The following is a 17,805-nucleotide window of genomic DNA, read 5'->3' as shown; positions in this document are numbered from 1 at the left end:
TGCTGCGCGAGGCACGCCGGCGCGACGCCGTGCTCGACGGCCGCACCGTGCTGCTGGCCGAGGACGATGTGCGCAACATCTTCGCGCTGTCCAGCGTGCTTGAGCCGCTGGGCGTGAAGCTGGAGATCGCGCGCAATGGCCGTGAGGCGCTGGAGAAGCTGGGGCCGGAAGTGGACCTGGTGTTGATGGACATCATGATGCCGGAGATGGATGGCCTGACCGCCATGCGCGAGATCCGCAGCGAGGCGCGCTGGCGCGATCTGCCGATCATCGCGCTGACCGCCAAGGCCATGCCCGACGACCGCGAGCACTGCCTGCAGGCCGGTGCCAATGACTACATTTCCAAGCCGATCGATGTCGACAAGCTGGTCTCCCTGTGCCGCGTGTGGTGCTCGCGTCGATGAACGAGGCTGAGCTGTTCGACCTGGAGCTGAAGCTGCTGCTGGAGGCGGTGTACCAGCGCTATCACTACGATTTCCGTGATTACGCACTGGCTTCGCTGCGCCGTCGCATGCGCCACGCAATGGCGCGCTTCGAGTGCCCCAACCTGGGTGACCTGCAGCATCGGCTGCTGTCCGAGCCGGAGACGTTTGCCCAGGCGATGCAGTTCTTCACCGTGCAGGTCTCGGAAATGTTCCGTGACCCGGCCTATTTCAAGGTGCTGCGTGAGCACGCCATTCCGGTGCTGCGCACCTATCCATCGATCAAGATCTGGATTGCCGGCTGCAGCACCGGCGAGGAGGTCTGGTCGCTGGCGATCCTGCTGCAGGAAGAAGGGCTGCTGGACCGTACCATCATCTACGCCACCGACATCAATCCCGAGGCACTGCACGCCGCGGAGGCCGGCGCGTTCGGCCTGGACCGGCTTGCCCAGTTCAGCCGCAACTACCTGGCCGCAGGGGGCACCGGCTCGCTTTCCGACTACTACAGCAGTGGCTACGGCAGCGTGGTGTTCGACCGTGCGCTCAAGCGCAACATCGTGTTCGCCGACCACAGTCTTGCCACCGACACGGTGTTTTCGGAGGTGCATCTGGTCTCGTGCCGCAACGTGCTGATCTATTTCCAGCGCGCCCTGCAGGACCGGGCCATTGGTCTGTTCCACGAGGCGCTGGTGCACCGTGGCTTCCTGGGTCTTGGCAGCAAGGAGTCGCTGCAGTTCGGCGAGCATGCCGACGACTTTGAAGCCTGCGCGCGCGAGCAGCGCCTGTACCGGAAGCTGGCATGAGCACACCGACCGACCCGCGCATGGATTTCAAGGTGCTGGTGGTGGGAGCCTCCGCCGGCGGAGTGAGTGCGCTGCAGACCCTGCTCGCCGCCTTGCCCGACGACCTGGCGCTGCCGGTGCTGGTGGTGCTGCACCTGCCGCGCGACCGCCCCAGCCGCATTGTCGACCTGCTGGACGTGCGCTGCCCGCTGCCGGTCCGCGAGGCCGACGACAAGCAGCCGCTGCGGCCCGGAACCGTCACTTTTGCGCCACCGGACTATCATCTGCTGGTGGAGGATGCCGACACCCTGGCCCTCTCGGTGGATGCCCCGGTGCTGTATTCGCGCCCGGCCATCGACCCGCTGTTTGAGAGTGCGGCCGAGGTTTTTGGCAGCGGTGTGCTGGCGATCCTGCTGACCGGTGCCAGCAATGACGGCAGTGCCGGCGTGGCGGCGGTGCGCCAGGCCGGTGGGCACGCCTGGATCCAGTGCCCGGACGAGGCTTTTTCCCCGATCATGCCGGCGTCCGCGCTGGCCCATGCCGGGGCTGACGCGGTGCTGCCGCTTTCTTCCATCTGTACACGTATCAAAGGTCTTGCCCGATGAACCTGATCGAGCCCGCGGCGATGACAACGCCGACCGACAACGTGAACCTGCTGATCGTGGATGACATTCCGCAGAACCTGGTGGCGATGGAAGCGTTGTTGCGACGCGACGGCCTCACCATCCTGTGCGCGGCGTCCGGCGCGCAGGCGCTGGAACTGCTGCTGGAGCACGACGTGGCGCTGGCGCTGCTGGACGTGCACATGCCGGAAATCGACGGCTTCTCGCTGGCTGAGCTGATGCGCGGCTCCACCCGCAGCCGCGACGTGCCGATCATATTCCTGACCGCTTCGCCGAACGATCCGGTAAGAGCGTTCAAGGGCTACGAGTCCGGTGCGGTCGACTTCCTGCACAAGCCGATAGAGCCGCAGGTGATCGTCAGCAAGGTCAACGTGTTCATTGAGCTGTACCAGCAGAAGCAGCTGTTGAAGGCGCGCAACCAGGCCCTGGAGCACGCGCTCAAGCTCAACGAGACCATGATGGCCGTGCTCACCCACGACCTGCGGACGCCGCTGTCGGCGATTCTGCTCTGCGCTGACAAACTCTCGCTGGATCTGCCCGACGATGGCCCGGTGCAGCAGACCCTGAAGCATCTGGAGAACAGCGCCGAGCGCATGGGACGCATGGTCGAGCAGCTGCTGGACTTCTCCAGGATCCGCAGCGGCGGTCTGCGCATCCACCACAGCGACTGCGACCTGGCCGAAGTGGCCGGCGTCGTCGTGGCCGAGCTGGCACGTGCGAATCCGCAGGCGCGGATCGACCTGCATATCGAGGGCGACACCTCCCTGCATGGCGACCCGGACCGCCTCGCACAGCTGCTGTCGAACCTGGTGGGTAATGCCGTGCTGCATGGCGGAGACGCGCCGGTGCAGGTGCTGGTCCGCGGCAACCCGGGGGAGTCGCTGCTGCTGCAGGTGCGCAACCAGGGGCAGATTCCCGAAGCGCTGCTGCCGCGCCTGTTCGAGCCCTTCAAGGCCAGTTTCCACGAGAGCCGCGGACTGGGGCTGGGCTTGTTCATCGCGCACGAATTTGCCCGTGCGCACGGCGGAGCCCTGGTGGCGCGCAACCTGGAAGGGGAAGTGCAGTTCGAAACCCGGCTGCAGCGTCGCATGCGCGGCTGAGCCGGCAGTGAGGGCGGTGAGGGCAGGGCGGCTGGCTGCGCTAGACTACACGCCAGTTTCCCATCGGCCCCGCCACGGACCATTGCCCGCATGCCGAGCAGCAGCCGCAAGCCCGCCCCCCTGATCGACGCCCAGGTCCATGTGGAGGGCTTCGCACAGGTGCGTGAAGCGCGGCGCTCCGAGCTGGTCGAAGACTACGTGGAGCTGATTGCGGACCTGATTGCCGACGGCCGCGAGGCCCGCCAGGTCGACATTGCGACCCGTCTGGGCGTGGCCCAGCCGACCGTGGCCAAGGCCCTCAAGCGGCTGGTCAAGGAAGGCTGGGCCGTGCAGCGGCCGTATCGAGGCGTGTTCCTGACCCCGGCCGGCGAGCAGCTGGCGGTGGAGGTGCGGGCGCGCCACCAGACGGTGGAGCGTTTCCTGCTGGCCCTCGGGGTGGATGCCGACTCGGCGCGCCGCGATGCAGAAGGGATCGAGCACCACGTCAGCGAGGCCACCCTGGCCGCCTTCGAAGCCTTCCTGCGCAAGGCCAACGGCCATGGTTGAACGCCTGCCACCGCCGCCGCCGCTGGGCGTGCCGGTGCACGACCAGGACGAATACTGGATGCAGCACGCGCTGGCACTGGCTGCGCGCGCCGAGCGTGAGTTCAATGAGATTCCAGTGGGTGCGGTGCTGGTCGGCGCTGACGGCCAGTTGCTCGGCGAGGGCTGGAACCTGAACATCGCCGAGCACGATCCCAGCGCGCACGCCGAGATCGTGGCGATGCGCCAGGCGGGCAGGGCGCTGGGCAATCATCGCCTGCTCGGCAGCACCCTGTACGTGACCCTGGAGCCGTGTGCAATGTGCGCCATGGCGGTGGTGCATGCGCGTGTGTCGCGGCTGGTGTATGCGGCCAGCGACCCGAAGACCGGCGCCTGCGGCAGCGTGTTCAACCTGCTCGAAGACCCACGCCACAACCATCGCGTGGAGCTGCATGGTGGTGTGTTGGCGAAAGAGGCCAGCACACGCTTGACCAACTATTTCCGCGCCAAGCGCGGCAAGCCGCCTTTGCTGCCGACGCTTGGTTGATGGCCGGCCAACGTTATGCCCGCCGTCCTGGCGGGCACCCTTCGGGCCGTCGCTTCGCGACGTTGGGAATGGCTCCTGCCATTCCCTTCGGCGCTACCGCTGGGGGCTGCGGTCCGCTGCGGTATCATGGCTGCTTTCGTAAACGGGTTTGAACACATGGCCGACAACGGCGCGGAAAGCGAACGACTGATCTGGATCGACCTGGAAATGACCGGTCTGGATACCGACAACGACTCGATCATCGAGATCGCCACGGTGGTGACCGACGCGCAGTTGAACGTGCTGGCCGAGGGCCCGGAATTCGCCATCCATCATCCGGTGGAGCGACTGGAGGCCATGGACGAGTGGAACCGCAACCAGCACCGCCGTTCGGGGTTGTGGCAGCGCGTGGTCGACAGCGAGGTCACCCTGGGCCAGGCCGAAGCAGCGACGGTGAACTTCCTGGCCCAGTGGATCCGCGCCGGTGCCTCGCCGATGTGCGGCAACTCGATCTGCCAGGACCGCCGTTTTCTGCACCGTGAAATGCCGAGGCTGGAGAAATATTTCCACTACCGCAACCTGGACGTGTCCACGGTGAAGGAACTGGCCAAGCGCTGGGCTCCCTCGGTGGCGGCTGGCGTGGGCAAGACGGCCAGCCACACCGCGCTGAGCGACGTGCACGATTCGATTGCCGAGCTGCGCCATTACCGGCAGTTCATGGGCGTGTTGTCGGGCCTGCCGGCCTGAAATTGCGGGTGTATCTTCGGTAGCGCCGGCCGTTGGCCGGCCCAGGCGATACTGCGGGCCGGCCAACGGCCGGCGCTACCGGGAAACGGATCGTTCAACCTTGCGGCGCTATGATCCGCCAATGAACGAACTGATCCGCCCGGTGCCGCCGCCGCTGCAGTCCCACATCCTGCCCACCTCGCAGGACTACGCCGACCTGCGCAGGGCGGTGTCACTGCTGGAATCGCCCACGCTCACGGCCAAGATGGCCAACCTGATCGGCTCGCCGCTCGAGTTCGCGGTCAACAAGCTGCCGAAGTGGGTGTCCAAAAGAATTCACGGCGCGGTCGAGGCAGCATTGTTCAAATCCGCCCAGGCCGCGCTGTGGAGCATGGACAACACGCCGGGCAAGGCCGCGTCCACGCGCTGGCACAAGGCCGCCGCCGCCGCGACGGGGGCAGTGGGCGGTGCGTTCGGCTTCACCGCGTTGTTCATCGAGCTGCCGCTGTCGACCACCATCATGATGCGCGCGGTGGCCGACGTGGCGCGCAGCGAGGGTTTCGACATGAGCGACATGGCCACGCGCCATGCCTGCCTGGAAGTTTTCGCGCTGGGCGGTAACTCCGGCCAGGACGATGCCAGCGAGACCGGCTACTACGTCACCCGTGGCTTCACCGCTGAGGTGATGCGGCATCTGTCGGCCGAGTTGACCGGTGCCGCGGTCAGCGGCGGTGGGGTGATGATCGGGCTGACTCCGAAGGAAGCCGGCAAATGGCTGGCCAAGATCGTGGAGAAAGTGGCCGCGCGCTTTGGCGTGGTGGTCACCGAGAAGTTCGCCGCTCAGGCCGTGCCGATCGTGGGTGCCGTAGCCGGGGCGACGCTCAACACCATGTTTACCGACTACTACCAGGACATGGCGCGCGGGCATTTCATCGTGCGCCGGCTGGAGCGCACGTACGGGTACGAGACGGTACGTGCGGCGTATGCGGTGGTGGCGGGGAGTTCCGACGTTCCGTGATGACGCGCATGGCGCGTCACTACGGGACAATCGGCCCCTGTAGTGACACGCCATGCGTGTCAACGGATCAATGATCGCGAATCAACGCATCGGCCGTCTGGACGCCACCATCCTTCCCATGCAGATACAGATGCATGTCCTGCTGCGGATACGGAATGTTGATTCCAGCCTGGTCAAACCCAAGCTTGATCTGCTCCAGCAGCGTCACCTTGGTCCCGAACCAGTCCGCTGACTTCACGAAGCAGCGGATGCCCAGGTTGATCGAATGCGCACCCAGCTCGTACACCACGACGTCCGGTGCCGGCGTTTCCAGAACCCTCGGATCGGCCTTCACCAGGGCCAGTGCGGTATCGCGTGCCAGCTGGATGTTGTCCTCGTAACCAATGCCGATCACCAGCTCCACGCGCCGGGTCGGCTCGGCGGTCAGGTTGATGATCGGTGCGGCGGTAATCAGGTTGTTGGGAATGGTGGTGTGCTGGTTGTCCGCACCGGTGATCACGGTCTGGAAGATGCGCACTTCGCGCACGCTGCCGGTCTGGCCGGCAACGGTGACCACGTCGCCCACGCGGAAGGGGCGCAGCGTCACCAGCATGACCCCGGAGGCGATGTTGGACAGCGAGTCCTTCAGCGCCAGGCCCACCGCCAGGCCTGCGGTACCCAGCACCGCCAGCAGCGGCGACACCGGCACGCCCAGGGTGGCAATGGCGATCACCACCACGATCACCAGCGCCGCCGCATACACCACGTTGCGCAGGAAGCTGCCCAGCATCGGGTCCACGCCGACCCGCGCGGTGGCGCGCGGCATCACGTTTGAAAGGCGGCGTGCCAGCCACAGCCCGATCAGCAGCACCACCACCGCCGACAGCAGCGGCAGACCATACGTTTCCAGGATGTGCTGCCAGTTCCATTGACGGAAGAAGGCGGGCGTGGTGATCGGCGCGGCAGTGGCGAGCATGGGGTCTCCGGGATGGGGCTGTAAAAACAAAGCCCCGCATAGGGCGGGGCTCTGGATGCGATCAGTGTGAACCGAACGCGATGAACATCATGTCAGGGCGACCTTCAGCCGTTGGCCTTGAGCTTGGCCAGGCGCAGCCAGGTGTCGACCACGGTGTCGGGGTTGAGCGACACCGACTCGATGCCTTCCTGCATCAGCCATTCGGCCAGGTCCGGGTGATCGGACGGGCCCTGGCCGCAGATGCCGACGTACTTGCCCTTGGCGCGCGCCGCCTTGATCGCCATCGACAGCAGCTTCTTGACGGCCGGGTTACGTTCGTCGAACAGGTGCGCCACGATCGAGGAGTCGCGGTCCAGGCCCAGGGTGAGCTGGGTCAGGTCGTTGGATCCGATCGAGAAGCCGTCGAAGATGTCCAGGAACTCATCGGCGAGCAGCGCATTGGACGGCACTTCGCACATCATGATGATCTTCAGTCCGTTCTCGCCCTGCTTCAGACCATTCTGGGCGAGCACTTCGACCACCTTGCGACCTTCTTCCAGCGTGCGCACGAACGGAATCATGACCCACAGGTTGTCCAGGCCCATTTCGTTGCGCACGCGCAACACGGCCTTGCATTCCAGCGCGAACGCGGCGGCGAAGGTCGAATCGACGTAGCGGCTGGCACCGCGGAAGCCGATCATCGGGTTTTCTTCATGCGGCTCGTAGTTGGTGCCGCCGATCAGGTTGGCGTACTCGTTGGACTTGAAGTCCGACAGACGCACGATCACCGGATTCGGGGCCACCGAGGCGGTCAGCGTGGCAATGCCTTCGGCCAGACGGTCCACGTAGAAGCCGACCGGGTCGGAATAACCGGCGATCTTCTCGTCGATCTTCTTCTTGGTCGCCGCATCCTGGCGGTCGTATTCCAGCAGTGCGTTCGGATGGATGCCGATGTGGCTGGCGATGATCATTTCCAGGCGGGCCAGGCCGATGCCGGCGTTCGGCAACTGGCCGAAGTCGAAGGCACGTTCCGGGTTGGCCACGTTCATCATGATCTTCAGCGGAGCCGGCGGCATGTTGCCCAGGTCCGTGGTGGTGCGGTCGAAGGCGAGGGTGCCTTCGTAGATGAAGCCGGTATCGCCCTCGGCACAGCTGACCGTGACCTGCTGGCCATCTTCGATCACCTTGGTGGCATTGCCCGAGCCGACCACGGCCGGCACGCCCAGCTCACGCGCGATAATCGCGGCGTGGCAGGTGCGGCCACCGCGGTTGGTGACAATGGCCGAGGCGCGCTTCATCACCGGTTCCCAGTCCGGGTCGGTCATGTCGGCGATCAGCACGTCGCCCGGCTGCACGCGGTTCATGTCGTCCAGGGACTTGACCACGCGGGCCACGCCCGAGCCGATCTTGGCACCCACGGCGCGACCTTCGGCCAGTACCTTGCCGCCCTTTTCAGTCAGCGCGAAGCGCTCGATCTGGGTGGCGTGGCTGCGCGACTTCACCGTTTCCGGGCGGGCCTGCACGATGAACAGCTTGCCGCTGACCCCGTCCTTGGCCCACTCGATGTCCATCGGGCGGCCGTAGTGCTTTTCAATGACCAGCGACTGCTTGGCCAGTTCCTGCACGTCTTCGTCGCTGATCGAGAAGGTGCGGCGCAGCTCGGCCGGGGTGTCTTCGGTGCGCACGCGTTCGCCCGGCACGTCCGAATAGACCATGCGGATCGCCTTGCTGCCCAGCGAGCGGCGCAGGATGGCCGGCTTGCCGGCGGTCAGGGTGGGCTTGTAGACGTAGAATTCGTCCGGGTTGACCGCGCCCTGCACGACCATTTCGCCCAGGCCGAAACTGGAGGTCACGAAAACCACGTCGCGGAAGCCCGATTCGGTGTCCAAGGTGAACAGCACGCCGGACGAGCCGACGCCCGAACGCACCATCAGCTGCACGCCGGCCGAGAGGAACACGTCTTCGTGCTTGAAGCCGTGGTGCACGCGGTAGGCAATGGCACGGTCGTTGTACAGCGAGGCGAACACTTCCTTGACCTTGTGCACGACGTCGTCGGCACCGGTGACGTTGAGGAAGGTTTCCTGCTGGCCGGCGAACGAAGCATCCGGCAGGTCCTCGGCGGTGGCCGAGGAGCGCACGGCCACGGCCACGTCGCCGCCGCCATTCTCGGCGCTCAGCTTGGCGTAGGCAGTGCGGATGTCCTGGTCCAGCTGCGGCTGCAGCGGGGCGTCGATCACCCAGCCGCGGATTTCCTTGCCGGCTGCGGTGAGCGCAGTGACATCTTCCACGTCCAGCGTGGCCAGCTTGTCGAAAATGCGCTTGGAAAGATCGTTATGTGCGATGAAGTCCTTGAAGGCTTCAGCGGTGGTTGCGTAACCGCCGGGGACCGAAACCCCCAGACCGGCCAGATTGCCGATCATTTCGCCAAGTGACGAATTCTTGCCGCCCACGCGTGCCAGGTCGGCCAGGCGCAGTTCGTGCAACCACAGGATGTTCTCGTTCAAGCGCGATGCTCCGTTTGGCCATCGCCCGAGGCGGGCTGGATGGCCACGTCCGTAGGAAGAAGCCGATATGATGCCGGGCAGACCGCCGTTGGCACAAGCTTGTATCGACGGCCTTTTTAGGCTTCAGAGGGGTTCACAGGCACATGACGATGATCCGTCCGGTCTTCTACGTATCCGATGGAACCGGTATCACCGCTGAAACCATTGGGCATAGCCTGCTGACGCAGTTCTCCGGATTCAGCTTCATTACCGACCGCATGTCGTTCGTCGACGACCCGGAAAAAGCGCGGGAAGCCTGCGAACGGATCCGCGCGGCCGGGGAGCGCTACCAGGTCCGGCCGATTGTGGTCAGTTCCTGCGTGGACAGCGGCCTGAGCATGATCCTGGCCGAAAGCGGGGGGCTGATGCTCGACGTTTTCGCCCCCTTCATCGAGCCGTTGGAGCGTGAGCTGGCTGTGAACCGGCACTCCCGGGTCGGCCAGGCGCACGGCATGGTGGACTTCGAGACCTATCACCGCCGCATCAATGCGATGAACTTCGCGCTCAGCCATGACGATGGCATCGCCATCAACTATGACGACGCCGATGTCATCCTGGTAGCGGTTTCACGCGCCGGCAAAACCCCCACCTGCATCTACCTGGCCCTGCATTTCGGGGTGCGTGCGGCCAATTACCCGCTCACCGACGAAGATCTGGAAAGCGACCGCCTGCCGCCCCGGCTGCGCCAGTACCGGCAGAAACTGTTCGGCCTGACCATCGATCCGGACCGGCTGCAGCAGATCCGGCAGGAGCGACGGCCCAACTCGCGCTACGCCAATCTGGAGACCTGCCGACGCGAAGTGGCCGCTGCCGAAACCATGTTCCGGATGGAGCGCATTCCCACCCTGAGCACCACGCATACCTCGATCGAGGAGATCTCCAGCAAGGTGCTGGCGACCCTGGGGCTGCAGCGCGAGCATTATTGAGTGGGTTGACCCACCGCCCGGGATGCCTGAACCGGTAGGTCACGACCGTTGGTCGTGACACCTCATGCCCTTTTGGCCGGTCCCATCCATCCCCACGTTTGATCTTCCAACGTGTAGGATCGGATTCATGGCCCAGGCATCGCCCCGCATCGAACGCATCCCCCGACTCAGCCGCTTGAGCTGGCTGATGGGGCTGTACGCGGAAAACTACCGGCATCTGGTGCGGCTGTTCGCGCCTTCGGAGCTGGCCGCGGGCAGCTACGTGTCCTCGGTGGGGGACGGCCTGGACGTGCGCCTGGACGTGATCGAGTGCCACCGCTACACCGTGGAACTGCGCCTGACCTACGACTTTGCCGACCCGGTCACCGGACAGCCCGACCCTTCCGCCTACGTGCGCCTGTACCGCGACGCCCGCCAGGCCGAGACCACCCATTGCTATGTGGGCCGACGCTGGCAGGACGTGGTCGGGATGTATCCGCCGCCGGCCGAGCTGATCAGCCATCGCATGCGCATGAACACCTTCCTCGGCAAGTGGCTGGAGTATCTGGCCGAACGCGGCCACGGCGTGGCCACCCTGCGCCGCGACGGCGATGTGGCCCCGGCCACCGTCGACGTTCCCCGCGCCATCGCGTAGCGCCGGGCTTGCCCGGCTGCTCCGTCTCGCATGATCAAACCCCCGTCCCCAAAGAACCGTACGACATGCCTTACACCCCCATCGTGGCCACCCTCGGCTACGTGCTTTCGCCCGATGGCGGGCAAGTGCTGATGATCCACCGCAATGCCCGCCCGGGTGACCATCATCTCGGCAAGTACAACGGCCTGGGCGGCAAAATCGAGCGCGACGAGGACGTTGCCGCGGGCATGCGCCGGGAAATCATGGAAGAGGCCGGGATCGAGTGCGGCAGCATGCGCCTGCGCGGCACCCTCAGCTGGCCCGGTTTCGGCAAGCACGGTGAGGACTGGTTCGGTTTCGTGTTCGTGATCGACAGCTACACCGGCACGCCACTGACCGCCAACCCCGAAGGCACCCTGGAATGGGTGGATGTGGACAAGCTCGAAACCCTGCCGATGTGGGAAGGCGACCGCCAGTTCCTGCCGCTGGTGTTCGACAGCGACCCGCGCCCGTTCCACGGCGTGATGCCGTACCGCGACGGGTCCATGCAGTCGTGGAGCTACAGCCGCCTGTAGAGCCGGGCTTGCCCGGCTGATGTACGCGTAGCCGGGCAAGCCCGGCTCTACAGTTATGCACAGGGGGTGTGGATGACCGGTGCGCAACTTTGTGGATAAACGCCGGAAGTCCCCAGCCCCCCTCGCTGTCAAGATGGGTGGCGAAAAATTCACCGCAGGTCGCCATCGCGTGAGCGCCGTGCGAAGGGGCCATACGCTGGAGGCTGTCATGGTCCGGGTCGCTCGCGGTACTCTTTCCGTACCACGGTCTTTCGAGCTTTCATGAAACGTCACTTCTCGATGCTGCGCGAGTTCCAGCTGGCCGACTGGTTCACCCTGGCCAACGCCTTCTGCGGCATGGGCGCGGTGTTCGCCGCCATGCGCTACGTGCAGGACGGCGAGCGCAGCTACCTGTTATGGGGCATGGCCTTGATCCCGCTGGCCTTCATTTTCGATGCGCTTGACGGCCGCATCGCGCGCTGGCGCAAATCCAGCTCCACCCTCGGCCGCGAGCTCGACTCGCTGTCGGACGTGATTTCCTTCGGCGTGGCTCCGGCAGCCCTGGCCTATGCCTGTGGCATGCAGGGCGGTTGGGATTGGCTGGTGCTGAGTTACTTCGTGTGCTGCGGCGTCAGCCGGCTGGCCCGCTACAACGTCACCGCCGAAGCGTTGGCCGGTGAGGGCGACAAGGTGCCGTATTTTGAAGGCACCCCCATTCCCACCAGCCTCGTGCTGGTGGTGGTGCTGGCCGTTGCCGCCAGCCTCGGGGCCATTGGTCCGGACCTGTGGCTGGGGGGCTGGCAGCTGGGGCCGTGGCAGCTGCACCCGCTGGTGCTGCTGTTCGCCCTGTCCGGCTCGCTGATGATCAGCAAGACCCTGAGAATTCCCAAGCCATGAGCAGCAGCGCAGGCGGCCCACACGACGCAGGAGATTTCGAGGCGCTGGCGCGCCAGTACTTCAGCGCGTGGGGGGATGCCCTGCGCCATGCGGCCAGTACCGGCGGTGTCGAGGGCGGCCACGCGCCCGGCAGCTGGCAGCAGACCATCGAGGGCTGGGCACAGCTGATGTCCGCGCCGGGCGCTGCGCCCGGAAACCGCCAGGCGGACGAGGCCGTGCACCGTTTCCGCGAACAGGCCGGTGGCTGGTACGGCACCATGCAGGCGGTGGCGGCACGGTTCGCCGGCCAGGACGCCAGCAGTGCCGACATTGCCCAGGCGTGGCGCGAGGCCGTCGAGGGGCAGGGCGGAGGCATGCTCAAGTGGATGCTGCAGGGCGCGCGCGGGCATACCCAGAGTGGTGGGCCCGACCTGCTGGCGATGCTGGAGCGGCTGCAGAAGGAGCTGGAACCGTGGCTGCAGAGCCCCGCATTCGGTCCGGCCCGCGAGCACCAGGCCCGCTGGCAGGGGCTGCTGCGCGCCCAGCAGGACTACCAGGCGCATGCCCGCGCCTATGTCGAGCAGATCCAGCAGGCGCTGGACGACGCCCACGCGCTGTTCGAGCAACGCTTGTCCGAGCACGAGCAGCCCGGCAACCAGCTGACCAGCGCCCGCGCCATGTTCGACCTGTGGATCGAGGTGGCCGAAGAGGCCTATGCCAAGGTCGCCCTGTCCGAGCCGTTCCAGCAGGTCTATGCCTCGCTGGGCAATGCCCAGATGCGCCTGCGCGGTGCGGCCCAGCATGAGGTGGAGCGCCTGTGCGAAGCGCTCGGCCTGCCCACCCGCACCGAAATGGATGCCGCCCATAGGCGCATCACCGAGCTGGAGCGCCTGGTCCGCCGCATGGCGGCTGCACAGAACCCGGCACCGGATTCGAAAGCCAGGGCAAAGCCACGACCAAAACCCGGTCCGACATCCAGATCGACCGCGAAATCGAAACGGGATGCGAAATCCACCGCATCCGTAGAGCGACGCCCTGCGTCGCTTCGCGGTGCCGGCAGCACCACCCGACGGAAGCCCACACCATGAAAGGCCCGCTTGGTTTCAATGCCGAAGACCTGCTGGAGGAGACGCTCTCCATGCAGCGCAAGCTCATGGACGGCCTGAAACTGCTGCCCTCGGTGGACGACGTCGACTACGGCAGCACCGCCCGCGAAGAGGTCTGGCGCGACGGCAAAGTGTGCCTGTACCGCTTCGTCGGCGAGGAACCACCGGTGCATCGCACGCCGCTGCTGATCGTGTACGCGCTGGTCAACCGGCCGTACATGGTCGACCTGCAGGCCGACCGCTCGCTGGTGCAGCGCCTGCTGGCACTGGGCCATGACGTGTACGTGCTGGATTGGGGCTATCCGGACCGCTCCGAGCGCTACCAGACCCTGGAAGACTACCTGCTGCGATTCGTCGACGGGGCCGTGGATCATCTGCTCGCAGCGCACGATGGCCAGCCGATCAACATGCTGGGCATCTGCCAGGGGGGTGTGTTCGCGCTGTGCTACGCCGCGCTGCGCCAGCACAAGCTGGCCAACCTGATCACCATGGTTACTCCGGTCGATTTCCACACGCCCGACAACATGCTGTCGCACTGGGCCCGGCAGGTGGACGTGGACCTGCTGGTGGATACGCTGGGCAACATTCCGGCCGACCTGATGAACGCCAGCTACCTGATGCTCAAGCCGTTCCGGTTGAACGTGCAGAAGTACGTGGGGCTGCTGGACATCCTGGACGACAAGGCGGCGCTGGAAGATTTCCTGCGCATGGAGAAGTGGATTTTCGACTCGCCCGATCTGGCCGGCGAGGCCTTCCGTGACTTCATCAAGCAGTTCTACCAGGGCAACGGGCTGATGCACGACGGCGTGCGCATCGGCGTCGAAAACGTGGACCTGGCGCGGGTGACCCTGCCGGTGCTCAACATCTACGCCGAACAGGACCATCTGGTCCCGCCGGACGCCTCGCGCGCGTTGCGGGGGCGCGTGGGTAGCGCGGATTACACCGAGAGCAGCTTCCGCGGCGGCCACATCGGCATCTACGTCTCCGGCCGCGCCCAGCGCGAGGTGCCGGCAACCATCACCGAATGGTTGCAGGCACGAACGTAGTGCCGGGCTTGCCCGGCAAGCCCCCCAACGTAGTGCCGGGCTTGCCCGGCAACCGCAGCGGGGCAAGCCCCGCTCTACGGGTCACCGCGCGCCGTAGACACCCCGGGCGGTACGGTAGCCTGCAGTCACCGCTGGAGGACCTCGCCATGAACACTGCCCCGCGAACGCTGTCGCGCTCGCTCAACGACCGTATGATCGCCGGGGTGATGGGCGGCATCGCGCATCGCTTCGGCTGGAACACGACCCTGCTGCGCATCCTGTTTGTCGTGGTTTCGATCGCCTCAGCCGCTTTCCCCGGCATTCTGGTCTACCTCATCCTATGGCTGCTCATCCCGAACGAAGCCGATTGAGCCTGCCGCGGCCGGCGCTGCGCCTGCTGCAGCTGCTGGGGGCGCTGTGGACCCTGCCGAACACGCTGGCCGGCCTGCTGGCAGGCGTGGCCGGGCTGTTGGCCGGGGCACGCCCGTACTGGAGCGGGCGTGATCTGGCAATCGTGTTTCGTCACTACCCGTGGGGCCCCGGTGGGGCGATCACGCTGGGCAACGTGGTGCTGCATACGGGTCCGACGCTGGACGTGCCGTGCCGGACCTACGCCCATCAGGCCGGCTGGTGCAGCGAGCCGGTGATAGGGCTGCACGACCACGAGCGCGCCCATGTGTACCAGTATCTGGTGCTGGGGCCGCTGTATCTGCCGGTGTATCTGCTGTGCGGGGGCGTCAGTGCGCGTAATCCGTTTGAACGCGCGGCCGACATCTATGCGCTGACAGGTCGCGGCTGGTGGCCAGCCAGGTTATCGACGCGTTAAATCCGTGTAAGTAAATCGTCGATATCACGACGTCATCTGCATGCAAAAAACAGTTATTAGCCTGCACCCCGAATCTTCAGGCTGGGTGGCGTAAACTGCACCCTGTAGTAGACGTAACAGGAGAAACACATCACATGGCAATTGTTCTTTATGTCGGTGGTAGCAAGGATGGCGACAAGGGCGTGGTGCCGCTGGGCTTCAGCAAGTCCCAGGCCGACACCGCGCAGGGGCCTGAAATCTATACCGAGCGCTTCATGGAACTGCAGGGCATTGGCCGCGTGCGGGTGATGGCGCTGGAGAGTCTGCGCGACGAGGCGGTGCGCCAGCGTACCGCCCAGCACTACCGCTGACGCGCGACCCCCAACCGCCGCCGGTTGTCAACGGGTTCCCCCCGCCGCCGGGCGTTGCCACAATCGGGGTTTTCCGCACAGCGGCCCCGGCCGGAAGCAATGTCAGATACCAAGCTCGCCCTGCAGATCGCCCAGACCATCGCCGATGAGATCGGTGCCCAGACCGCCCAGGCCCGTGCCGCCATTGCGCTGCTGGACGAAGGGGCCAGCGTCCCGTTCATCGCGCGCTACCGCAAGGAAGTCACCGGTGGGCTGGATGACACCCAGCTGCGCAATCTGGAAACCCGCCTGACCTACCTGCGCGAGCTGGAAGACCGACGCGCGGCGGTGCTGGCCAGCATCGACGAACAGGGCAAGCTCAGCGATGAGCTGCGCGCGGAGATCCTGGGGGCCGACACCAAGTCGCGTCTGGAAGACCTGTACCTGCCTTACAAGCCCAAGCGCCGCACCCGCGCGCAGATCGCCCGCGAAGCGGGACTGGAACCGCTGGCTGACGGCCTGTTGGCCGATCCCAGCCAGGACCCGCAGCAGTTTGCCGCCGGCTTTGTGGATGCTGAAAAGGGCGTGGCCGACGTCAAGGCCGCGCTGGAAGGCGCGCGCGCCATCCTGATGGAGCGCTGGGGCGAAGACGCCACCCTGGTGGGCGAACTCCGCGGCTGGCTGGGCGAGCACGGGGTGATCCGCGCGCGCGTGGCCGAAGGCAAGGAAGAGCAGGGCGCGAAATACCGCGACTACTTCGAGCATGCCGAGTCGCTGGCAAAAATTCCTTCGCACCGGCTGCTGGCGCTGTTCCGTGCGCGCCGCGAGGAAATCCTGTTCCTGGAGCTGGACCCGGGCAGCGACGCCGAGGCCGGTCATGTCTACGCAGAAGGTCGCGTGGCCTTCAACGCCGGCATCCGCGACGCCGGTCGTCCCGGCGACCGCTGGCTGCTGGACGCCTGCCGCCTGACCTGGCGTGCCAAGCTGCACATGCACCTGTTGCTGGACCTGTTCAACCAGGCCCGCGAAAAAGCCGAAGCCGAAGCCATCTCGGTGTTCGGCGACAACCTCAAGGACCTGCTGCTGGCGGCCCCGGCCGGCCCCAAGACCGTGCTCGGCCTGGACCCGGGCATCCGCACCGGCTGCAAGATCGCCGTGGTTGACGCCACCGGCAAGCTGGTCGCCACCGAAACCATCTACCCGCATGAGCCCAAGCGTCAGTGGGAGCAGTCGCTGCAGACGATCAAACACCTGTGCGCCAAGCACAACGTCGAACTGATCGCGATCGGCAACGGTACCGCCAGCCGCGAAACCGACAAGCTGGCCGGTGAGGCGATCAAGCTGCTGGGGGAGGCAAAACTGCAGAAGATCGTGGTCAGCGAAGCCGGTGCTTCGGTGTACTCCGCGTCGGAATTCGCGGCCAAGGAATTCCCGGGCCTGGACGTGTCGCTGCGCGGTGCGGTGTCCATTGCGCGCCGCCTGCAGGACCCGCTGGCCGAGCTCGTCAAAATCGAGCCCAAGGCCATTGGCGTGGGCCAGTACCAGCATGACGTCGACCAGTACCGCCTGGCGCGCGCGCTGGACGCCCGCGTGGAAGATTGCGTGAATGCGGTCGGTGTGTTCGTCAATACCGCCTCGGCCGCGCTGCTGTCGCGCGTGTCGGGCCTGTCCTCCACCGTGGCCGAGAACATCGTGCGTCATCGTGATGAGAACGGGCCGTTCAAGCGCCGCAAGGACCTGCTGAAGGTGCCGCGCCTGGGCGACAAGACCTTCGAACAGTGCGCCGGCTTCCTGCGGATCGCCGACGGCGACCAGCCGCTGGATGCCTCCTCCGTACACCCGGAAGCCTACCCGGTGGTGGAGCGCATCGTGGCCGCCACCGCGCGCCCGATCAAGGCGCTGATCGGCGACGGCAGCTTCCTGCGCGGGCTCAAGGCCGAACAGTTCACCGACGAGACCTTCGGCGTGCCGACGGTGCGCGACATCCTGAAGGAGCTGGAAAAGCCAGGCCGCGATCCACGCCCGGAGTTCAAGGCCGCGCGCTTTGCCGACGGCGTGGAGGAGATCAAGGACCTGCGCCCGGGCATGGTGCTGGAAGGGGTGGTCAGCAACGTCGCCGCGTTTGGTGCGTTCGTCGACATTGGCGTACACCAGGACGGCCTGATCCACATTTCCGCGCTGTCGGACACCTACGTCAAGGACCCGCGTGACGTGGTCAAGGCCGGCGACATCGTCAAGGTCAAGGTCCTGGAAGTGGACGTCGCGCGCAAGCGCATCGCCTTGACCCGTCGCCTCGAGGACAGCCCGGCACCGGCCAAGGCACCGGGCGAACGCGATGCGCGCCCGTCCGGTGG

General features: G+C 65.9%; 20 protein-coding genes. 18 read left to right on the top strand and 2 right to left on the bottom strand.

Translation table 11 applies throughout. From position 1 onward, the window contains the following. The 8 genes from EGJ34_RS14630 to EGJ34_RS14595 form a co-directional block, all read left to right on the top strand. Positions 1-404 (top strand): response regulator (locus tag EGJ34_RS14630; RefSeq protein ID WP_148100504.1); only part of this gene is annotated, 404 nt, incomplete at its 5' end. Then, on the top strand, positions 401-1,225 hold the full coding sequence (locus EGJ34_RS14625; RefSeq protein ID WP_125361196.1) for a CheR family methyltransferase: 825 nt from the start codon (positions 401-403) through the stop codon (positions 1,223-1,225). The genes EGJ34_RS14630 and EGJ34_RS14625, both read left to right, overlap by 4 nt. After that, positions 1,222-1,809 carry a chemotaxis protein CheB gene (locus tag EGJ34_RS14620; RefSeq protein ID WP_125361195.1) on the top strand — a complete coding sequence of 196 codons (588 nt, stop codon included), beginning with the start codon at positions 1,222-1,224 and terminating at the stop codon, positions 1,807-1,809. Before EGJ34_RS14625 ends, EGJ34_RS14620 begins: the two co-directional genes overlap by 4 nt. Next, entirely contained in the window at positions 1,806-2,927 is a 1,122-nt protein-coding gene (locus EGJ34_RS14615) for a hybrid sensor histidine kinase/response regulator (RefSeq protein WP_125361194.1), read from the top strand. The genes EGJ34_RS14620 and EGJ34_RS14615 overlap by 4 nt, the downstream gene beginning before the upstream one ends. A gap of 90 nt (positions 2,928-3,017) precedes the next feature. After that, entirely contained in the window at positions 3,018-3,473 is a 456-nt protein-coding gene (gene mntR, locus EGJ34_RS14610) for a manganese-binding transcriptional regulator MntR (protein ID WP_125361193.1), read from the top strand. Further along, complete coding sequence (gene tadA, locus EGJ34_RS14605) at positions 3,466-3,996, top strand: tRNA adenosine(34) deaminase TadA (protein ID WP_125361192.1); 531 nt, start codon at positions 3,466-3,468, stop codon at positions 3,994-3,996. The genes mntR and tadA overlap by 8 nt, the downstream gene beginning before the upstream one ends. A 156-nt stretch (positions 3,997-4,152) precedes the next feature. After that, positions 4,153-4,722 (top strand): oligoribonuclease, encoded by a 570-nt coding sequence (gene orn, locus EGJ34_RS14600; RefSeq protein WP_125361198.1) that lies wholly within the window; start codon positions 4,153-4,155, stop codon positions 4,720-4,722. Positions 4,723-4,843: 121 nt separating this feature from the next. Then, a complete protein-coding gene (locus EGJ34_RS14595; protein WP_125361191.1) occupies positions 4,844-5,719 on the top strand; it encodes an EcsC family protein in 876 nt (291 codons plus the stop codon). 67 nt (positions 5,720-5,786) lie between these two features. Here EGJ34_RS14595 and EGJ34_RS14590 read toward each other — a convergent pair whose 3' ends face one another. Next, a complete protein-coding gene (locus EGJ34_RS14590; protein WP_125361190.1) occupies positions 5,787-6,674 on the bottom strand; it encodes a mechanosensitive ion channel domain-containing protein in 888 nt (295 codons plus the stop codon). Positions 6,675-6,778: 104 nt separating this feature from the next. Beyond that, on the bottom strand, positions 6,779-9,157 hold the full coding sequence (gene ppsA / locus EGJ34_RS14585) for a phosphoenolpyruvate synthase (RefSeq protein ID WP_125361189.1): 2,379 nt from the start codon (positions 9,155-9,157) through the stop codon (positions 6,779-6,781). A 143-nt stretch (positions 9,158-9,300) separates the two neighbouring features. Here ppsA and EGJ34_RS14580 point away from each other — a divergent pair, with 143 nt between their 5' ends. The 10 genes from EGJ34_RS14580 to EGJ34_RS14535 all read left to right on the top strand — a co-directional run. After that, on the top strand, positions 9,301-10,122 hold the full coding sequence (locus tag EGJ34_RS14580) for a pyruvate, water dikinase regulatory protein (RefSeq protein WP_125361188.1): 822 nt from the start codon (positions 9,301-9,303) through the stop codon (positions 10,120-10,122). A gap of 127 nt (positions 10,123-10,249) precedes the next feature. Next, positions 10,250-10,756 carry a DUF1249 domain-containing protein gene (locus EGJ34_RS14575; RefSeq protein ID WP_125361187.1) on the top strand — a complete coding sequence of 169 codons (507 nt, stop codon included), beginning with the start codon at positions 10,250-10,252 and terminating at the stop codon, positions 10,754-10,756. Between the two features lie 65 nt (positions 10,757-10,821). Then, a complete protein-coding gene (locus tag EGJ34_RS14570; protein ID WP_125361186.1) occupies positions 10,822-11,310 on the top strand; it encodes an 8-oxo-dGTP diphosphatase in 489 nt (162 codons plus the stop codon). Between the two features lie 261 nt (positions 11,311-11,571). Continuing rightward, positions 11,572-12,186, top strand: coding sequence for a CDP-alcohol phosphatidyltransferase family protein (locus EGJ34_RS14565; protein ID WP_125361185.1), 615 nt, complete (start codon positions 11,572-11,574; stop codon positions 12,184-12,186). Then, the gene (phaE, locus tag EGJ34_RS14560; RefSeq protein ID WP_125361184.1) at positions 12,183-13,253 is read left to right on the top strand and encodes a class III poly(R)-hydroxyalkanoic acid synthase subunit PhaE; all 1,071 of its coding nucleotides are present in this window, start codon (positions 12,183-12,185) and stop codon (positions 13,251-13,253) included. Before EGJ34_RS14565 ends, phaE begins: the two co-directional genes overlap by 4 nt. Continuing rightward, positions 13,250-14,317: a class III poly(R)-hydroxyalkanoic acid synthase subunit PhaC gene (locus EGJ34_RS14555; RefSeq protein ID WP_125361183.1), complete on the top strand. Its 1,068-nt coding sequence runs from the start codon at positions 13,250-13,252 to the stop codon at positions 14,315-14,317. The genes phaE and EGJ34_RS14555 overlap by 4 nt, the downstream gene beginning before the upstream one ends. Positions 14,318-14,463: 146 nt before the next feature. Continuing rightward, complete coding sequence (locus EGJ34_RS14550; protein ID WP_125361182.1) at positions 14,464-14,667, top strand: PspC domain-containing protein; 204 nt, start codon at positions 14,464-14,466, stop codon at positions 14,665-14,667. Then, entirely contained in the window at positions 14,637-15,122 is a 486-nt protein-coding gene (locus EGJ34_RS14545) for a hypothetical protein (RefSeq protein WP_185750185.1), read from the top strand. Before EGJ34_RS14550 ends, EGJ34_RS14545 begins: the two co-directional genes overlap by 31 nt. Before the next feature lie 134 nt (positions 15,123-15,256). Further along, positions 15,257-15,472: a hypothetical protein gene (locus EGJ34_RS14540; RefSeq protein ID WP_125361181.1), complete on the top strand. Its 216-nt coding sequence runs from the start codon at positions 15,257-15,259 to the stop codon at positions 15,470-15,472. 99 nt (positions 15,473-15,571) lie between these two features. Continuing rightward, on the top strand, positions 15,572-17,805 hold a 2,234-nt coding region (locus EGJ34_RS14535), incomplete at its 3' end, for a Tex family protein (RefSeq protein WP_148100503.1).

The organism is Stenotrophomonas sp. 278, assembly GCF_003935715.1.
Lineage (GTDB): Bacteria > Pseudomonadota > Gammaproteobacteria > Xanthomonadales > Xanthomonadaceae > Stenotrophomonas > Stenotrophomonas maltophilia_AH.
This window is presented reverse-complemented; position numbering and strand designations above follow the sequence as displayed.